The organism is Exiguobacterium sp. S3 (assembly GCF_018617295.1).
GTDB classification, from domain to species: Bacteria; Bacillota; Bacilli; order Exiguobacteriales; family Exiguobacteriaceae; genus Exiguobacterium; species Exiguobacterium profundum.
The window spans coordinates 62,988-78,282 of sequence record NZ_JACSJW010000003.1; the positions used below are offsets into that span (position 1 = coordinate 62,988).

Annotated in this window: 19 protein-coding genes; 7 read left to right on the forward strand and 12 right to left on the reverse strand. The window is 48.3% G+C overall.

From position 1 onward, the window contains the following. Positions 1 to 32 precede the first annotated feature (32 nt). Positions 33 to 881 carry a GGDEF domain-containing protein gene (locus KNO65_RS15700; RefSeq protein ID WP_353047430.1) on the reverse strand — a complete coding sequence of 283 codons (849 nt, stop codon included), beginning with the start codon at positions 879 to 881 and terminating at the stop codon, positions 33 to 35. A 399-nt stretch (positions 882 to 1,280) separates the two neighbouring features. Further along, entirely contained in the window at positions 1,281 to 1,799 is a 519-nt protein-coding gene (locus KNO65_RS09040) for a dihydrofolate reductase family protein (protein WP_214783504.1), read from the reverse strand. Between the two features lie 66 nt (positions 1,800 to 1,865). On the opposite strand from KNO65_RS09040, the gene KNO65_RS09045 reads away from it, so the two are divergent. Continuing rightward, positions 1,866 to 2,765, forward strand: coding sequence for a helix-turn-helix transcriptional regulator (locus KNO65_RS09045; RefSeq protein ID WP_251131702.1), 900 nt, complete (start codon positions 1,866 to 1,868; stop codon positions 2,763 to 2,765). A 77-nt stretch (positions 2,766 to 2,842) separates the two neighbouring features. Here the strand turns inward: KNO65_RS09045 and KNO65_RS09050 are convergent, their stop codons facing one another. Next, positions 2,843 to 3,061 carry a type II toxin-antitoxin system Phd/YefM family antitoxin gene (locus KNO65_RS09050; protein WP_214783507.1) on the reverse strand — a complete coding sequence of 73 codons (219 nt, stop codon included), beginning with the start codon at positions 3,059 to 3,061 and terminating at the stop codon, positions 2,843 to 2,845. A 115-nt stretch (positions 3,062 to 3,176) separates the two neighbouring features. Between KNO65_RS09050 and KNO65_RS09055 the strand changes: the two genes are divergently transcribed. Then, positions 3,177 to 4,121, forward strand: a complete 945-nt coding sequence (locus KNO65_RS09055) for a M23 family metallopeptidase (protein ID WP_214783511.1) — start codon at positions 3,177 to 3,179, stop codon at positions 4,119 to 4,121. A 33-nt stretch (positions 4,122 to 4,154) separates the two neighbouring features. Here the strand turns inward: KNO65_RS09055 and KNO65_RS09060 are convergent, their stop codons facing one another. The 6 genes from KNO65_RS09060 to KNO65_RS09085 form a co-directional block, all read right to left on the reverse strand. Then, the gene (locus KNO65_RS09060) at positions 4,155 to 4,553 is read right to left on the reverse strand and encodes a cytidine deaminase (RefSeq protein WP_012727277.1); all 399 of its coding nucleotides are present in this window, start codon (positions 4,551 to 4,553) and stop codon (positions 4,155 to 4,157) included. Positions 4,554 to 4,731: 178 nt separating this feature from the next. After that, positions 4,732 to 5,568 carry an ABC transporter ATP-binding protein gene (locus KNO65_RS09065; protein WP_214783514.1) on the reverse strand — a complete coding sequence of 279 codons (837 nt, stop codon included), beginning with the start codon at positions 5,566 to 5,568 and terminating at the stop codon, positions 4,732 to 4,734. After that, complete coding sequence (locus KNO65_RS09070; RefSeq protein WP_031422345.1) at positions 5,569 to 6,600, reverse strand: FecCD family ABC transporter permease; 1,032 nt, start codon at positions 6,598 to 6,600, stop codon at positions 5,569 to 5,571. It abuts the gene before it with no gap. After that, positions 6,597 to 7,622: a FecCD family ABC transporter permease gene (locus KNO65_RS09075; protein ID WP_012727280.1), complete on the reverse strand. Its 1,026-nt coding sequence runs from the start codon at positions 7,620 to 7,622 to the stop codon at positions 6,597 to 6,599. The genes KNO65_RS09070 and KNO65_RS09075 overlap by 4 nt, the downstream gene beginning before the upstream one ends. After that, positions 7,619 to 8,632 (reverse strand): iron-siderophore ABC transporter substrate-binding protein, encoded by a 1,014-nt coding sequence (locus KNO65_RS09080; protein WP_214775352.1) that lies wholly within the window; start codon positions 8,630 to 8,632, stop codon positions 7,619 to 7,621. The genes KNO65_RS09075 and KNO65_RS09080 overlap by 4 nt, the downstream gene beginning before the upstream one ends. A gap of 174 nt (positions 8,633 to 8,806) precedes the next feature. Next, on the reverse strand, positions 8,807 to 9,400 hold the full coding sequence (locus KNO65_RS09085) for an FMN-binding negative transcriptional regulator (RefSeq protein ID WP_214783517.1): 594 nt from the start codon (positions 9,398 to 9,400) through the stop codon (positions 8,807 to 8,809). A 70-nt stretch (positions 9,401 to 9,470) separates the two neighbouring features. Here KNO65_RS09085 and KNO65_RS09090 point away from each other — a divergent pair, with 70 nt between their 5' ends. Continuing rightward, a complete protein-coding gene (locus tag KNO65_RS09090; protein ID WP_214783519.1) occupies positions 9,471 to 10,136 on the forward strand; it encodes a haloacid dehalogenase type II in 666 nt (221 codons plus the stop codon). Here the strand turns inward: KNO65_RS09090 and KNO65_RS09095 are convergent. Both KNO65_RS09095 and KNO65_RS09100 read right to left on the reverse strand, forming a co-directional pair. Beyond that, entirely contained in the window at positions 10,133 to 10,645 is a 513-nt protein-coding gene (locus KNO65_RS09095) for a GNAT family N-acetyltransferase (protein ID WP_214783522.1), read from the reverse strand. The two genes, KNO65_RS09090 and KNO65_RS09095, sit on opposite strands and share 4 nt — an antisense overlap. Positions 10,646 to 10,660: 15 nt before the next feature. Further along, positions 10,661 to 11,113 carry a MarR family winged helix-turn-helix transcriptional regulator gene (locus KNO65_RS09100; RefSeq protein ID WP_214783526.1) on the reverse strand — a complete coding sequence of 151 codons (453 nt, stop codon included), beginning with the start codon at positions 11,111 to 11,113 and terminating at the stop codon, positions 10,661 to 10,663. A 115-nt stretch (positions 11,114 to 11,228) separates the two neighbouring features. Here KNO65_RS09100 and KNO65_RS09105 point away from each other — a divergent pair, with 115 nt between their 5' ends. The 4 genes from KNO65_RS09105 (at position 11,229) to KNO65_RS09120 (ending at position 14,395) form a co-directional block, all read left to right on the forward strand. Then, positions 11,229 to 11,585 carry a DUF2200 domain-containing protein gene (locus tag KNO65_RS09105; protein WP_214774445.1) on the forward strand — a complete coding sequence of 119 codons (357 nt, stop codon included), beginning with the start codon at positions 11,229 to 11,231 and terminating at the stop codon, positions 11,583 to 11,585. Further along, positions 11,582 to 12,013, forward strand: a complete 432-nt coding sequence (locus KNO65_RS09110) for a DUF1801 domain-containing protein (protein ID WP_214783529.1) — start codon at positions 11,582 to 11,584, stop codon at positions 12,011 to 12,013. The genes KNO65_RS09105 and KNO65_RS09110 overlap by 4 nt, the downstream gene beginning before the upstream one ends. A 78-nt stretch (positions 12,014 to 12,091) precedes the next feature. After that, entirely contained in the window at positions 12,092 to 12,733 is a 642-nt protein-coding gene (locus tag KNO65_RS09115; RefSeq protein ID WP_214783532.1) for a TVP38/TMEM64 family protein, read from the forward strand. Between the two features lie 129 nt (positions 12,734 to 12,862). Next, positions 12,863 to 14,395 carry a methyl-accepting chemotaxis protein gene (locus KNO65_RS09120; protein ID WP_214783535.1) on the forward strand — a complete coding sequence of 511 codons (1,533 nt, stop codon included), beginning with the start codon at positions 12,863 to 12,865 and terminating at the stop codon, positions 14,393 to 14,395. Between the two features lie 38 nt (positions 14,396 to 14,433). On the opposite strand, the gene KNO65_RS09125 is transcribed toward KNO65_RS09120, so the two are convergent. Beyond that, positions 14,434 to 15,291 (reverse strand): SDR family oxidoreductase, encoded by an 858-nt coding sequence (locus tag KNO65_RS09125; RefSeq protein ID WP_214783538.1) that lies wholly within the window; start codon positions 15,289 to 15,291, stop codon positions 14,434 to 14,436. Positions 15,292 to 15,295 lie beyond the last annotated feature (4 nt).

Genomic DNA, 15,295 nt, shown 5'->3' on the forward strand with positions numbered 1-15,295 from the left:
AAAAGTGATCGATGCGCTTTTACGTAATTTTTTCATTGGACGTATTCTACACCTCCATGGATGTGGGTACGATTTCTGCCTTGATTCTTCGCATGGTACAAACAGTCATCTGCCAGATGAACCATTTCATGAAGCAGCGCACTTTTTCCATTGGCGATGCCAATCGAGACCGATATATGAATGACTTGCTGATCCAGTAATTTGAATGCATGTTTTGAAATACTATTCCGGATTCGCTCCGCCACTCCAATCACCTCGGATTGCGAAAGCATCGGTATCAAAATACCGAACTCCTCTCCACCGATTCGTGCTTTAATGTCATGATCCCTCGTTTCACGATGCAAGAGTTCCGAGAACTGCTTCAAAATCTCATCACCGTTTGCGTGACCATATTGATCATTAATCTGTTTGAAGTGATCGATATCTAAAATTAACACGTTACATGTGTCGTAACGTTCTTTGATTTTCTTCATTTGCATCTCCCATGCTCTACGATTCGCAAGCCCCGTCAAATGATCGGTTTCAGCCGATATTTTATACTCTTTGACACGGTGGTTGATGAGATACAAATCAATGTTTAAAACAGTGATCAATAACCCAATCGGAAAGCTAATACACATGACCAATAATGCGACGCTGGCCGCATATGATGTGAAACCTCCGTTTGTATAAATGGCGATTCCTGCGATGATGCTTGCCAATCCGTTTAATACGAGACCAAATGAAAATAACTTTCGCTCAAGCGCAACAATTTGATACGTCAAGATGATGCCGATGACAATCATAAAAATTGCAATGCATGCCACAATCGATTGAAAATCAACCCCGTAGCTAAATCGATAAACTGAAATCATTGTCGCCGCAATAAATAGTGGGGACACCAATCTATACAACCCAAGCAGTACGAGAACGAGAAAACGAAAATCAATCTTCACAACGTCTTCAAACAATACTCCCTGTGTAATTAAAAAAATCCCTAACAATCCCGATAAAACACCAATTAATACGTTCTTCAAATATACGTGCACTGTATGATAACTTACAATTTTAGAAATGAAATAGATTCCGGTAAAAGAAATACAAGAATTGGCGATTAGACTAATGAACATACGTTGATCCCCTCGGTATCCGTCATATCAGAACTATTCTCTTCTTATATCCAATTAGCATCTTTTACTAACATTTTAAGGTTTTTATTATTTATTTGAAAGAATATTTTTACTTTAGAAGTAAATGGTTTCTTCAATAAAAAAATCGAGTCCGAATGAGGACTCGATTTTTTAACTCTCATATGTCGCCATGATGAACTGACCGGATGCGCGTTGACCTGTCAGTCGAAGTTTCGTTTCTTTCGTGCCTTCCGGGAAGAGAGGGATTCCTTCGCCTAAAACGATTGGCGCAATCGCAATCTCATACCGGTCAATCAAGTCATGCTCCATCGCTTCTTTGATGACTTCTCCCCCGCCGATGAGCCAAATGTCTTGATCGACTTCTCCTTTCAATCGATGAATCAGTTCTTCAATTGGTTCGTCCGTGAATATGACATGCTCTGCCTCACGTTCAGGCTGACGCGTCAAAATATAGTTCGGGATGTCTGGATACGGATAAGCTCCCTGTTCCAACGTCAATACTTCCTCATACGTCTTCCGTCCCATGATGACAGCACCAACGGTCTTGAAAAAATCAGCATAGCCGTTGTCCCCGTCCCCCTCTACCGCGAACAACCAATCGAGTTGGTCGTTCGACCGGGCAATCTTTCCGTCTAAACTCATCGCAATGTACAACACCACATTCGGCATCATGTGTTCCTCCTTGATTCGTGATACATTCATCTTAACGAACAAACACGACAAAAGATGACGGGAATGGTAGATATGAAAAAGCGACACTTGCAACTGATTCGGCTACTCAATCGCGGACGACGTTTCACGGCGGAAGAACTGGCCCAAGAGACAGGCGCCTCCATTCGGACGATTCAACGGGATATGCTCTCGCTCGAAGAACTCGGTTATCCGATTTGGAGTGTGTCTGGAACCGGGGGCGGCTATGAAATGTTACCGAACCGCTTATTGCCACCGCTCCACCTACGCGAACAAGAAGCCGTCGCCCTTTATCTCACACTCAAATGGATGGAACACATCCCTGATGTGCCGTTCGGGGACATCCGAAGTACGTTGTCTGATTGGTACGTGAACGAGTTACCACATGACGTAGAGACGAAAATTCAGCGATTGGAGCGAAACATTCTCTGGCTCGGAAACAAACAAATTCCAAAAGCACCGTTCACAAAATACATTTACCGGGCAATCGAGCGCAAAAACAAGATAGAGATGACGTATCGATCGACGAATGGATCACGTACGTTCCCCATCGCACCGGTCGGTATGGCACTTCTTGACTTAAAGTGGTATGTCTTCGGGCTCTCCGAACTCGGATTCCGTCAATATCGGATTGATCGCATCGAAGCGGTCCAAATGCTCGAGGAATCGTTCGAGTCCGAGGATTTGGTGACCTTGCTCAAGGAGAGTGACGAACGAATCGGTGTGACCGTTCATCTCGAACTCACCCCACTCGGTCGTCGTCTTCTTGAAGATGTATTACCCGCTATCGATGAGTTGAATGAGTGGGATGTACCTGAAGAAGAGCTACCGTTTTTATCGAGGCAGTTGTTGAGGGCTGGAGCGGAAGTTGAGGTGAAAGCACCAGAGCAGTTGCGGGAGATGATAAAAGAGCATGCGGAACGTTTAATGAATTTGTATGCTTAACAAAACACCAGTGAATCCAACAATTCACTGGTGTTTTGAACTTCAAAATTATATGCTTCAACATTTACAGACTTATGTTATTCAAACTGCTTTGTGGATTCGAATAGACGCTCAGCATTTTTAGGACTGCTCGTCAGGTAAATGGTTTCTAACAAACCATTATATTCTCGTTCAGACATGATAACAGCATGTCTCCCATTCTTTCTAGAAACAACGATTGTCTCACCGTCTTCGCATGCTTGCTCAAGAATGTATTCAAACTTTTCTCGAGCTTCCTCGTATGGAATTGTATACATTCACATCACTCCTCATTTATGCCCATTATATTATGATTTTTTATGAATGACGAAACATCTATGTTTCTACATCCGTATAAAAGACCAATCAATCATCAACAAAGGCGGTATAGATATGCGTCACGAGAACAAACAATTCATCCAATCCTTCAAAGACGGTCAATTCGATGACATTTATCATCAAATGACCGATTCGTGCAAATCTCATTATTCCATGGACACGTTTCATCACGAAGCGTCTTCGTTTCATCATGGAATTCGGCGCTATCGTCTAATCAATGAGATGGTGTTGAATGGGAATCGATATGTAATATGGTCGGATTTTCGAAAAGAAAAATTATTGTCCGTTCAATTCAATCGCTTGAATCAGATTGAATCCATCCAACTGACGGTCTCATCCTCTTCCAAAGAGACTAATCCTTCTACGAAAAACAAGTACCATCTCCCATTCAAAGAACAATGGTTCGTCGTCTCAGAAGGGGCGAACGTCGGAATGTATCTTCATGAACCGATTCGAAAGAAACGTGATGGCTATGACTTTTTGAAAACAAAAAATCAGCAACCTTACAATCGTAGAAAAATAGGAATCGATGGCTCGTATGCGTTCGGAGAACAAATCCTGTCCCCACTAGACGGTACGGTTTATCAGGTAGTCGATGGGTTACCAGATGAACCCAATGCTGATCATCCATTCGGCAATCACGTCATCATTCAACATTCAAACGATGAATATAGCCTTCTCGCCCATCTCGAAAATGATTCGATTGGCGTGAATGTAGGCGATACGGTCAAAACAAAACAGTTGATTGGACGCTGTGGACGTTCCGGAAATACGCCTGATCCTCGCTTGCATATGCGTGTCATGAATCACCCAGATGTGGACAGCGCGACCGCCCTCCCGATTCGATGGAAAGGACGGTTGCGACCTGTGCGTGGAAAAGTAGTCACCTCCCGTGAGGAAGAGGGATGGTCGTATGGAATTGCAGCCCTTGATTTCTCAGAACTTCTTCTATACGTCATTCAGGCCATTCCGCGATTATTTTTTCGCTTTTTTGGATAAGAAAACCCCTCAGAAATCTGAGGGGATTCAACATCACATATCCAAATCGGTGAACGCGAGTGGGACGAGCTCCCCAAGCGTCACTTCTTTCACATCGGCGTTGCCGTTTGTGAGCAGTACTTTGAAGTCAGGATCGCCAAACTCGACCATGACCTGGCGGCAGATGCTACATGGTGGCAAGAAGTCTTCCGTGTCCCCAGACACGGCAACCGCTTCGAAGTCACCTTTTTTGTATCCTTTTGCGACCGCTGTGAAAATGGCTGTGCGCTCTGCACAGTTCGTTGCTCCGAACGAAACGTTCTCGACGTTGACGCCGTCGATGACCGTGCCGTCCTTCATGAGAAGTGCCGCTCCGACGCGGAACTTCGAATATGGTGAATACGCATTGTCCTTCAATTGGCGTGCGCGCTCGACTAATTGTTGTTGGTTCATCTTAAGTCATTCCTCTCGAATATCGAATGAACTGATGCCAGTCCCCATGCCTCTCATTTTGGGCAGGATTTTTAGCATACACCCAGCCCAAATAGAAGTCAATGACTTTTTTACAAACGCTTTCATGAATAAACAAAAAAGAAGGAGCGTTCACCCCTTCTTAACTGTCTATACGTAGTTATACCAATTCAAGCTGTGCGACAGGCGTTTCTTCCCTTTCCGTCTGTACATGATGGCGACCAATCGGAATCACGGACGGTGAACCGGATACCGGATCACACATGACCGAACAGCGAAGGTTGAAGACCCGATGGATCAAATCACACGTGATGACGTCCGACGGCTTTCCTTCTGCGATCAACTTTCCTTTGTCGAGCGCGAAGATATAGTCCGCATAACGCGACGACAAGTTGATATCGTGAAGCACCATGACAATCGTCGTCCCATACTTCCGGTTCAAGTCCGTCAACAAGTCGAGAATCTCGACCTGGTATGTGATATCGAGATATGTCGTCGGTTCATCTAAGAAGAGGACGTCTGTCTGTTGAGCCAGTGCCATCGCAATCCAGACGCGTTGCCGCTGTCCGCCTGACAACTCGTCGATGGGACGGTCCGCGAACTCCGTGATATTCATCATCTCCATGGCCTCAGCGACAGCTTCGTAATCGGCTTTCGTCCAGCCCTTTAAAAAGGATTGATGCGGGTAGCGACCACGACCGACGAGATCGGCGACCGTGATCCCTTCTGGTACGACCGGGGACTGTGGCAACATCCCAAGGACACGCGCTAATTTTTTCGGTGCCATCTTCGAAATCGGCTTATCGTAAAGCGTCACTTGACCGGCACTCGGTTTGATAAGGCGTGCCATCGTCTTCAGTAGCGTCGACTTCCCACAACCGTTCGCACCGATGATGATGCTGATTTGATTGCTCGGAATTTCAAGGCTGATATCGTTCAAAATCATCTTGTCCTCGTATCCTGAGGTGAGATGGTCCACTTTCATAATGGATGCCATTTAGAAGTCCCCTTTCTGGTTCATCCGAATCAACAAGTATAAGAGATAAGGCGCGCCGATGATGCCGGTGATGACACCGACCGGATAGCGTGCCGTGAAGGCGAATTGTCCGACGAGGTCGGCCGCGAGCACTAAGATGATGCCGACAAGCGCTGCCGGCAAGATTCCGGCGTGGCTCGTCCCGACGAGCCGTTTAGCAATCGGTCCTGCCAAGAAGGCAATGAAGGCAATTGGTCCCGTCGTCGCAGTCGCGAGAGCGAGCATGAATACCGCCGCCACGATTAGTAAAAGTCTAGTCTGGTTCGTATTGATGCCTAACCCTGTCGCCGCCATTTCCCCGAGCTCAAGCATTTCGAGCTGACGAGTGAGCAACAGGACAATCGGTAAACAGATGAGAACTGTAATCATTAAAGGCGGCAACTCTTCAAGTTTCGCCCCATTTAAACTTCCTGTCAACCATCGCATCGCCATCGCGACATCGTTTTGTCGGCTGATGAGCAGTAAATAGTTGATGACGGCTGTGAGCATCGCTTGAATCCCAATCCCCACTAATACGAGACGACCAATGGAGAACGCGGCACCTTTGGATAGGAAATAGATGACGAGCACGGTGACGAGTCCTCCGATAATCGAGGCAATCGAGATGACCGCTTCACTCGACTGGAGGACGACGATACAAAAGACAGCCGCCGCACTCGAACCGGTCGTGATTCCGATGACATTCGGGTTAGCGAGCGGATTTCGAAGCATCGTTTGGAAAATCGTTCCCGCGGCACCAAATGCTGCACCGGCAAAGACACCAGCAAGCATACGTGGTAAACGCAACACTTCAACGGCGAACGTCGCCCCTTTTACGTCTTCCCCGAGCAAGACACGGATGACATCCTGAATCGGATAAATCGTATTGCCCAACATGAGCATTAACCCGCTCAATACTACCGCTATGATGGTCAAAAGAAGCGTCATCCCGACATAACGACGGCGTCGCTTCATGCGACCTTGTCTGATTTGTTCAATCGCTGGTTGCATCATAGTCCTCTTACTTTCACTTTCATTGTCAATAGAATCAAGATCGGTGCCCCGATAAACGCCGTCACGATTCCCACCTCGAGCTCACCCGGGCTTCCGAGCAAACGTCCGATGACGTCCGAGAAAGTTAAGATGATGGCGCCCGCAAAAGCGGACATCGGCATGAGATAGCGCTGATCCGGACCGAGCACGAGGCGAATCAAATGGGGTGCGAGTAGCCCGATGAAGCCAATCGGTCCGGCAAGCGCTGTCGCCGCCCCACACAAAATCACGCCGGCAAACGAGGCGGTCAGTTTCAACGTGCCTGTTCGAACGCCGAGGCTCTTCGCCATCTCCTCCCCGAGCGCGAGTGCGTTCAAAGAAGGCGCGGTCACGACCGCAATCACGAGACCGATTAAAAGAAACGGTAAAAAGGTATAAATCGAATCCAGATTTCCTGCACCGACACTCCCAACTTGCCAAAAACGGAACTGATCCATGACGTTCGAGCGTGGAATCATGAGCGCCATGACGAGCGACGATAGTGCTGCACTTGTCGCCGCTCCCGCTAAGACGAGTTTGAGCGGGGTCGCCCCTCCTCTTCCAAGCGAACCGATACCGAAAACGAAAATGGCCGTCAATAGCGCCCCGACGAGCGCGAACCAGATGAACGCACTCGCTGTCGAAATATTGAAGAACGCGATTCCAATGACGACGGCGAGCGCTGCTCCCGTGTTGACCCCAAGGATGCTCGGATCGGCGATTGGGTTACGCGTCACCGACTGCATGAGCGCCCCCGCCACACCAAGTGCTGCGCCACACATGAAACTAAAGATTGTCCGAATGACCCGCTCCCGGACAATGTCTGCCTCATACGACTGAACAGCCGGACGGAATAAACCGTCCAGCAGTTCATTCCACCCGACTGTTCGTGAGCCGAAGGCAAGGGATGCCAAGATGCACAGCACCGTCAGTACAAGCGTTCCGATCAAGAGAAGCGGAAAGTGCTTTGGCGTGTGCATCTGTTTGATTTGTGTTTGCATCATTTCACTTTCGCAAGGGCATCCGATACGCGTGAAACGTACTCATCAATCGTATATTCAATCGAGAGTGGCGTCGGTGTTCCTGCCGCTGCGAGTGGTGTGTTATCTTCGATCAAGACGACCGAGCCACGTTCAATGGCTGGTACTTTACTGTAGAGCGGGTCTGCTTGAAGCGCCTTTAACGTGTCTTCATTTCCGTATGTGACGAAGATGTCGACGTCGTTCAAGATGTCAGCGTTCTCTTTGCTGAGCTCCAGATAGAAGCTATCCGTTTTCTCTGCTTCCTCTAAGATATTTTGTGGGTACTCCATCCCGAGTTCTTCGATGAAGGCACCACGTGGGTCACCCGTCGTATAGATATAGAATTTTGAAAGGTCTTCCGCGCTCATCGAGACGAATGCGGCTTTCTTTCCAGCGATCTCAGGAACGGCTGTCGCTTTGTCTGTGATCAACTGCTCCGTGTCTTTGATCAATTGTTCGCCTTCTTCACCAAGTCCCATTGCGAGTGAGTCATAGCGAACCATGTCTTGCCATGATGTGACCCAAGGAGTTTCTTTGTAAGCCACGACCGGTGCGATTTGGCTAAGCGTGTCATAGTCTTCTTGCGTGATGCCTGAGTAGGCTGCCAAGATCACGTCCGGGTTTGAATCCGCGATCGCTTCAAAGTCCAATCCGTCTGTGTCTTGATAGATGTTCGGGTTCTCTTCTCCGAGCGCTTTCAACTTCTCAGCCGTCCATGGAAGCATACCGCTGTCGTCCTGGACACCATAGTTCGCAGCCGAGAATCCGACTGGTACGACGTCGAGGGCGAGTGCGACGTCATGGTTTCCCCATGAGATTGTTGCGACCCGTTCCGGTTTCTCTTCGATGACCGTTTCACCGAATGCGTGCTCGATTGTGATCGGGTAACCTTCTGCCGATTCTTCCGTCCCTTCGTTCGTGGAAGCGTTCTCAGCTTCTTCCGAACCACAACCGGCTAAGATGAGGGCAAATGCCGATACAAAGATGAACATATGTAACCATTTCTTGAATGTGTTGTTCACGTGATTTTCTCCTTTTCGAACTTCTCTGTATTTTGTCGATACTGATAATCATTATCATTTATGAGTATAGACCTGCTCTTAAGTCATGTCAACCGCTATTCGGTAAAGAAATATGAAAAAACCTGCCGTTTTAGGACAGGTTGCTTAGGGCTTTCGATGCCGTCGCATGACGTCAGCAATCGGTTTATCTTGTTTTTCAAGCTCCGAAACGATCCGTTCATGGTCCACGTCGTTTCGGTTTTGACTTAACTTGAACGTCGCCTGCATGTCGGTGATATCAATCCGGAACCCGACGACGCCGTTCATTTGTCGCTTCACTGGTTCCGATAACGTCTCCCAACGTACCGCATGCTCGCGTTCCCCTTCATGCTCATGGAGCAATCCTGAAAGTTCCTCCACTAATTCTTTCTCATTGAGAATCGTCGCACGTCCGTACACGTGTACGGCTTGGTAGTTCCATGTCGAAACGTCCTCATGGCCGTACCAGGACGCCGACACGTAAGCGTTTGGTCCTTGAAACATGACGAGAACGGTTTGATTTTCAATCGTTCGCCACTGCGGATTCGCTTTCGCAATATGCGTCGTCAGCTGACTGTTCGCCTCATCGAATCGTAACGGGACATGTGTCGCAATCGGTTTGTCCCCATCATGCGTCACGATCGTACCGAACGGATGGGCATGGAGAAATGCGTAAATCTCAGCTCGCTCTTTGACGGAATATTGATTTGGAATATACATGCCGGACCCCCTTTCTCCTATTATATTCTGATCAAGTCGGGTATAACGACACAGAAGGAGGAATGTTTTTATGAAACAACCTATCAAAGCCATCGTCTTTGACGTATATGGCACATTATTCGACGTCCATTCGGTGAAGGATGTCTGTGAACAAGAGTTCCCTGAAAAAGGAGTTGCCATCAGCCAAGTATGGCGGACGAAACAACTCGAGTATTTCTTTTGGCGCCACATGATGGGACGTTATGAAGATTTCGATAAAGTGACCCGGGAAGCACTCCGTTACGCTTTAGCCGTCCATGACGCAACATCGACGGAGGAAATCGAACAACGTCTGATCGCATCGTATGCGCACCTCACCCCGTATGAAGAGGTCGAGTCGGTCCTCAAACAGTTGCATGACGTAAAGACGGTCATTCTCTCAAACGGAACGGACGAGATGCTTGAGGCACTGCTTCACAACGCCGGTCTCACCGATTCTTTCGATGAGGTTGTCAGCGTCGACGGCATCAAACAACCGAAACCGACGCCTGCCGCCTACATGCACTGGTTCAAGACGTCCGGTCTTCGTCGTGACGAGGTGCTCTTCTTATCGTCAAACGGCTGGGACATCGCCGGGGCGAAAAACTTTGGTTTCCACGCGGCATGGATCAATCGGAACGACTTACCGTTCGAGGAGTTCGATGTTAAACCAGATGCCGTCTATCCAAACTTGAATCACTTGTCAGAATGGCTCTAGTCCGTGAACGACCTCATAAAAATGAGGTCGTTTTGTGCATCTTCCCCCATGAAAAAGGTGTGCACCCCCGTCTGTTCGAACCCGTTTCGTCGATAGAATCGAATCGCTCTCTCATTACGTTCCCATACGCCGAGCCACATCTTTCGCTTGTGTAGCTCCTTCGCCAATTCAGTCGCCTTAGTAAATAACGCTTTCCCCACCCCGTGACCTTGAAACGCTTCGAATACGTAAATCCGTTCGATTTCAATCGTATCGGCGCCCATCGGTTCAGATTGAGCATCGCGTACGTTCACTTTCAAATACCCTGCCAACTCGCCATCTACGTGCGCAAAGTAGAAATGAGAGTCAGGGTGTGCCAACTCTCGCTTCAACTGCTCAGTCGCGTACGCTTTTTCTAAGTAAGCGTTCAAATGCTCCTCTGTGTTGTGACGTGCGAACGTCTCCGTAAATGTCTGGATGCTAATGTGACGTAAGGCTTTTACGTCTGTCACCTTCGAGATTTCAATCATGTGGTCTCGCTCCTCTCAGTATTCTCGATGCTTGCCTTTCTTCACTTCGGCCCAATCTATCTCCACATTGCTTCGTACTTTTTTCAAGAGGCGTAACAACTCTTCACTTTCTTGCTCGTCGAGTCCTGATAACGCGACCGATGTAGAATATTCATGTTCCCGAATGATGAGCGGGTACAATGCCTCGCCCTTCTGCGTCACGTATAACCGTTTGATTTTCTGGTTCTCTAAATCTGACCGTCTCTCAACCCATCCCTCTTGCTCCAGTTTCTTGATGGCACGTGCGGCGGTCGTCCGATCTACCTTAATCAACTCTGCCAGCCGCTCTTGAATGATACCTGGGTGTTCAAAAATCCTGACGACGTATAAGTACTTTCCTTTTTCTAAACCGAGTGCCTTAAATTCAATGTTGCTGATTGAATCGAGGGCACGTGCAATCATCCCAATCTCTCGTAAATGGTCATGCATCCTGAGACACCTCCTTTTTATTGTAAATGCAACAAAAATATTTGATATAAGCATACTTGATTTTGTGAGAGAATGAAAGAAGAGAATTCTTTATGAAGAAGGAGATGAGTGCGCAATGGGTCACCGCATTTACACGACGAGCTTTGCGAGCGTCTATCCACACTACGTCGCCAAAGCGGAACGGAAAGGACGCACGAAAGAAGAAGTCGACACCATCATTGAGTGGTTGACCGGGTATGATGAATTCGGACTCGAGCGTCAAATTGCTGATGGGGTTGATTTTGACACATTCTTCTCTGCCGCACCTCGTCTCAACGAAGACCGCACCCTCATCAAAGGCGTCGTCTGTGGGGTCCGCGTCGAGAACGTGGAAGAACCGCTCATGCGTGAGATCCGTTATTTGGACAAACTCATCGATGAGTTGGCAAAAGGAAAGAAAATGGAGAAAATTTTAAGAGGAGGCGAATCATGATGGACGTGACGACACTCGTCGACGAGGAACGACTCGATTCATTTATTCATCTGATTGAAGTTATCGATGATCATTTACCTGACGGATATGAAAAGACGACAGACGGACATGGCATCCATTATGTCGTACCGCTTGACCGCTATCCGTCCGGATATCATGTCACACCCGGTACACCACTTCCCTTTATCAGCGTGATCGCACAAAAGCGTCATGTCGGACTCTATCATATGGGGATTTACGCCGACCCTGAATTACTCGCCTGGTTCGAACGAGAGTATGCGAGTCGTGTCCCGACGAAACTGGATATGGGGAAAAGCTGTATTCGTTTCAATAATGTGAAGCGAATCCCGTTTGACTTAGTTGGGGAACTCGTCGAGAAGATGACTGTCGAGGAATGGATTCAGCGTTATGAAGGAAGCCGAGGCTAACGCTTCGGTTTTTTCGCACATCCGTTTTCTTTCTAGAGCCGAGTATACGGTATGCTTAGAAAAAAGGAGGGACGCCTCATGCCACGTTGGCTAAAAATCACTCTATTTTTATTCGTGTTCGGCACGTTGTTCTATATCACCCATTTCCACTATGAGTTGCGTCCGTCTGACATCCGGGACATCGTCTTGTCATTCGGATTTTGGGGACCACTCTTCTTTATTTTCCTTTATGCCATCGGTCCGGTCGCATTTTTACCAACATCCGTGCTGTCACTTGGAGCCGGACTCGCATTCGGCGTGTGGCCAGGTGTCCTCTATATCATCATCGGCGCGACTGCTGCCGCGACGACCGGGTACGTGATGGGACGCTTTTTCGGTCGATCGGTCATCAATGTCGACCGCTATCCATGGTCAGAGAAACTGTTCACTCAAATGGAGCGTCGTGGCTTTTTATATGTATTTGTCCTCCGGCTCATCCCGCTCGTCAGTTTCGACTTACTCAGTTATGCCGGCGGAATCTCACGTGTTCGCTTCCGTGCCTTCGTACCGGCGACCGTGCTCGGCATGATTCCAGGTACGTTCGCCTACAGCTTCCTCGGGGCGAGCCTCGCCTCAGGCAGTGTCACTACGATTTTCATCGCCGCGCTCGTCTTCGTCGGCTTGATTGTCGTGACGTATATCTTCCGGGAACCGGTGAAAAAGTGGTTAGGCTTAAATTAAGAATTTATGTAAAGGAGCTATATGCTCTTTTTTTATGCGTTGAATGTGCAATCTATATTAACTTCCGTCAACTTCATCCGATATGTATAGAGCTACAACAAATGAACACGAGAATGTGAGGAAAGAATGATGAGTTTGATCAAAAGAAATCAGTTGATGTTGTTGACGACGTTATTGATTGTGATGACGTCGATTGTTGTCCATTTGCTACATCGTTTCACGGACTTTGCCTATGTATATACGATCCTACGAAACGGTGCGGACGGTTATGTATACTCCGGCGTGACGTGGGTCTTGTTCGCCCTTCCAATCGTCTTCTTTGGGATGATGGTCGTCACCTCGAAGCGAGAATCTCTAGCTTTTTCCTATTGGATGATGCTAACACTCACCTTCGCAAGCATCTCGACTGTCGCTGGAGGACAAGGACTCGTTGAGTATCATTTCTCGATTTTTGTCGTCTTGGCGATTTTGTCGTTCATGCGTCGAATCGATTTGATTTTGTATAGTGCGGGAATTTTTGCTGTGCAACATCTAGTCGGATACTTTTTCATTCCTGAGATGATTTGTGGGACGAGCGACTATCCGTTCAGTTTACTACTCGTCCATGCCGTATATTTGATTCTTCTCAGCGTCGTGCTTGTCACGCAAATCCACTTCCGTAACAAAGAGACGGAACGTGTCGAGGCACAGGAGCAAGAAACGCGACAGTTGTTACAACAAGCGATTCATGATGTCAGCGCCCTCGTTCAATCTTTGAACAGTCACGCCGAAGAGCTTGAGTCCGCTGCTAACCAGTCACTCGAATCAGGTGAGCAAATCGCTGTCACGGTCGACCCGATTGTGGCACATGCTTCATCCCAACAGGAATCCATGGTACAAGGGGCAGATGAAATTCACTCAATCCGTTCTTTAACGGCGCTCATTCAAGAACGAATGGCTCAGACGGCCGCAGCGTCCTCGCGTATCGCCAAAGATGCCCTTGCCGGGAACAAAGACATGCGACTGATGGAAGCAAAAGTACAAGAAATCATCACCGAGTCGGAACAGCTCGACCGAATTGTCGCGACGATGTCGAATCGTTCAACCGAAATCCAAGGAATTTTGCAACAAGTCGGTTCCATCAGTGAGCAGACGAATATGCTCGCCTTGAACGCATCCATTGAAGCGGCTCGTGCTGGTGAGGCTGGACGAGGGTTCGCCGTCGTCGCCTCCGAAGTCGGGAAACTCGCTGTCCAATCGCGTGAATATGCATCCGAGATGACCCGCGTCCTCGGTGGATTGATGGAAGATACGACTATCGTATCCAAATCAGCGCATCTTTTCAAACAAGCGACCGAAAACTGTCAAACGGTCACGAACGATGTGACGGCGGTGTTTGATCGTCTTACAGAAGATGTTTCAGAAATCGACGAACAAATCGCTTCGATTCAAGAAACACGCCAACGGGTCACGACACAGATGGAGGCACTCGAAACACGTCTTGAGTCGACGAAATATGCGGCGAATGAACTCCAACAACAGATTCACCATGTTGCCGCAGCGACGGAAGAGCAAGTCGCCATCCAAAAAGAACTCAGTTCGATGTCGGACCGTCTCGCTCTAACAGCGAATTCACTTGAAGACGTGACGACTCAACTCGAGGATCACGCTACTCGCGCCTAACGCAAATGCCCTCGACCAAGTGGTCGAGGGCATTTTCCTTATCGGTCGAGCAATTGACGAATTCCGTCTTGAAGAGGTGTGACCGGGCGTCCGAGAACCGGTTCGAAGTCACTCTCATGAATTTCAAGCGTACCCTGGCGAATACTTCTTTGAATCCCCGCAAGAATCGCAACGACTTCTTCCGGCAATCCAGCCCCGCGCATCGTCTCTTCATACGCCTCGAGACTCAACTCCTGCATCATCACTTCACGACCTAACACTTCACTGAGCGCGTCTACAAGATCTTGCTGGGTATGAAGTGGTCCTGATAGTTCATAGACCGCATTGTCCTGTTGTTCTTTCAACAGTACATTCGCAGCGGCTTCCGCGTAATCTTGTTGCAGTGCCCATCCGACTTTCCCATCTCGAGCCGCCGTGATCCATGGTGCCCCGTCAATCACCGCTTGAATGCTTGATAACTCGTTCTCTAAGTACCAGTTGTTTCGTAAGAACGCATACGGAATACCGGACTCGACAATCGCTTCCTCTGTGACGACATGTGGGGGTGCCATCAAGTTTTCACTGTCTGTCGCATCAGCGAGACTCGTGTAGGCAATGAATGAGACACCTGCCCGTTTCGCTGCCTCGACCGCGTTCGTATGTTGACGAATGCGCGTATCGTTATCGCCATCTGCCGAGATGATCAATAGACGCTCGACACCTTTGAACGCTTCATCGAGTGTGTCCGGCTGATCAAAATCACCGTGTCGCACATCAACGCCACGTTCTTTGAGTGACGCCGCCTTCTCCGGATTCCGTACACTGACAGCGAGCTCACTCGCATCAATCGACTTGAGTAGTTGCTCTACAATTTTCGAGCCGAGTTTCCCCGTTGCTCCTGTGACTAAATATTTCATAAAA

Bases quoted from the DNA above. Each gene is read 5' to 3' on its own strand.
- KNO65_RS09040 (WP_214783504.1), bottom strand. From the start codon at position 1,799: ATGCCGAATGTGGTGTTGTACATTGCGATGAGTTTAGACGGAAAGATT.
- KNO65_RS09045 (WP_251131702.1), top strand. From the start codon at position 1,866: ATGGTAGATATGAAAAAGCGACACTTGCAACTGATTCGGCTACTCAAT.
- KNO65_RS09050 (WP_214783507.1), bottom strand. From the start codon at position 3,061: ATGTATACAATTCCATACGAGGAAGCTCGAGAAAAGTTTGAATACATT.
- KNO65_RS09055 (WP_214783511.1), top strand. From the start codon at position 3,177: ATGCGTCACGAGAACAAACAATTCATCCAATCCTTCAAAGACGGTCAA.
- KNO65_RS09060 (WP_012727277.1), bottom strand. From the start codon at position 4,553: ATGAACCAACAACAATTAGTCGAGCGCGCACGCCAATTGAAGGACAAT.
- KNO65_RS09065 (WP_214783514.1), bottom strand. From the start codon at position 5,568: ATGGCATCCATTATGAAAGTGGACCATCTCACCTCAGGATACGAGGAC.
- KNO65_RS09070 (WP_031422345.1), bottom strand. From the start codon at position 6,600: ATGATGCAACCAGCGATTGAACAAATCAGACAAGGTCGCATGAAGCGA.
- KNO65_RS09075 (WP_012727280.1), bottom strand. From the start codon at position 7,622: ATGATGCAAACACAAATCAAACAGATGCACACGCCAAAGCACTTTCCG.
- KNO65_RS09080 (WP_214775352.1), bottom strand. From the start codon at position 8,632: ATGTTCATCTTTGTATCGGCATTTGCCCTCATCTTAGCCGGTTGTGGT.
- KNO65_RS09085 (WP_214783517.1), bottom strand. From the start codon at position 9,400: ATGTATATTCCAAATCAATATTCCGTCAAAGAGCGAGCTGAGATTTAC.
- KNO65_RS09090 (WP_214783519.1), top strand. From the start codon at position 9,471: ATGAAACAACCTATCAAAGCCATCGTCTTTGACGTATATGGCACATTA.
- KNO65_RS09095 (WP_214783522.1), bottom strand. From the start codon at position 10,645: ATGATTGAAATCTCGAAGGTGACAGACGTAAAAGCCTTACGTCACATT.
- KNO65_RS09100 (WP_214783526.1), bottom strand. From the start codon at position 11,113: ATGCATGACCATTTACGAGAGATTGGGATGATTGCACGTGCCCTCGAT.
- KNO65_RS09105 (WP_214774445.1), top strand. From the start codon at position 11,229: ATGGGTCACCGCATTTACACGACGAGCTTTGCGAGCGTCTATCCACAC.
- KNO65_RS09110 (WP_214783529.1), top strand. From the start codon at position 11,582: ATGATGGACGTGACGACACTCGTCGACGAGGAACGACTCGATTCATTT.
- KNO65_RS09115 (WP_214783532.1), top strand. From the start codon at position 12,092: ATGCCACGTTGGCTAAAAATCACTCTATTTTTATTCGTGTTCGGCACG.
- KNO65_RS09120 (WP_214783535.1), top strand. From the start codon at position 12,863: ATGAGTTTGATCAAAAGAAATCAGTTGATGTTGTTGACGACGTTATTG.
- KNO65_RS09125 (WP_214783538.1), bottom strand. From the start codon at position 15,291: ATGAAATATTTAGTCACAGGAGCAACGGGGAAACTCGGCTCGAAAATT.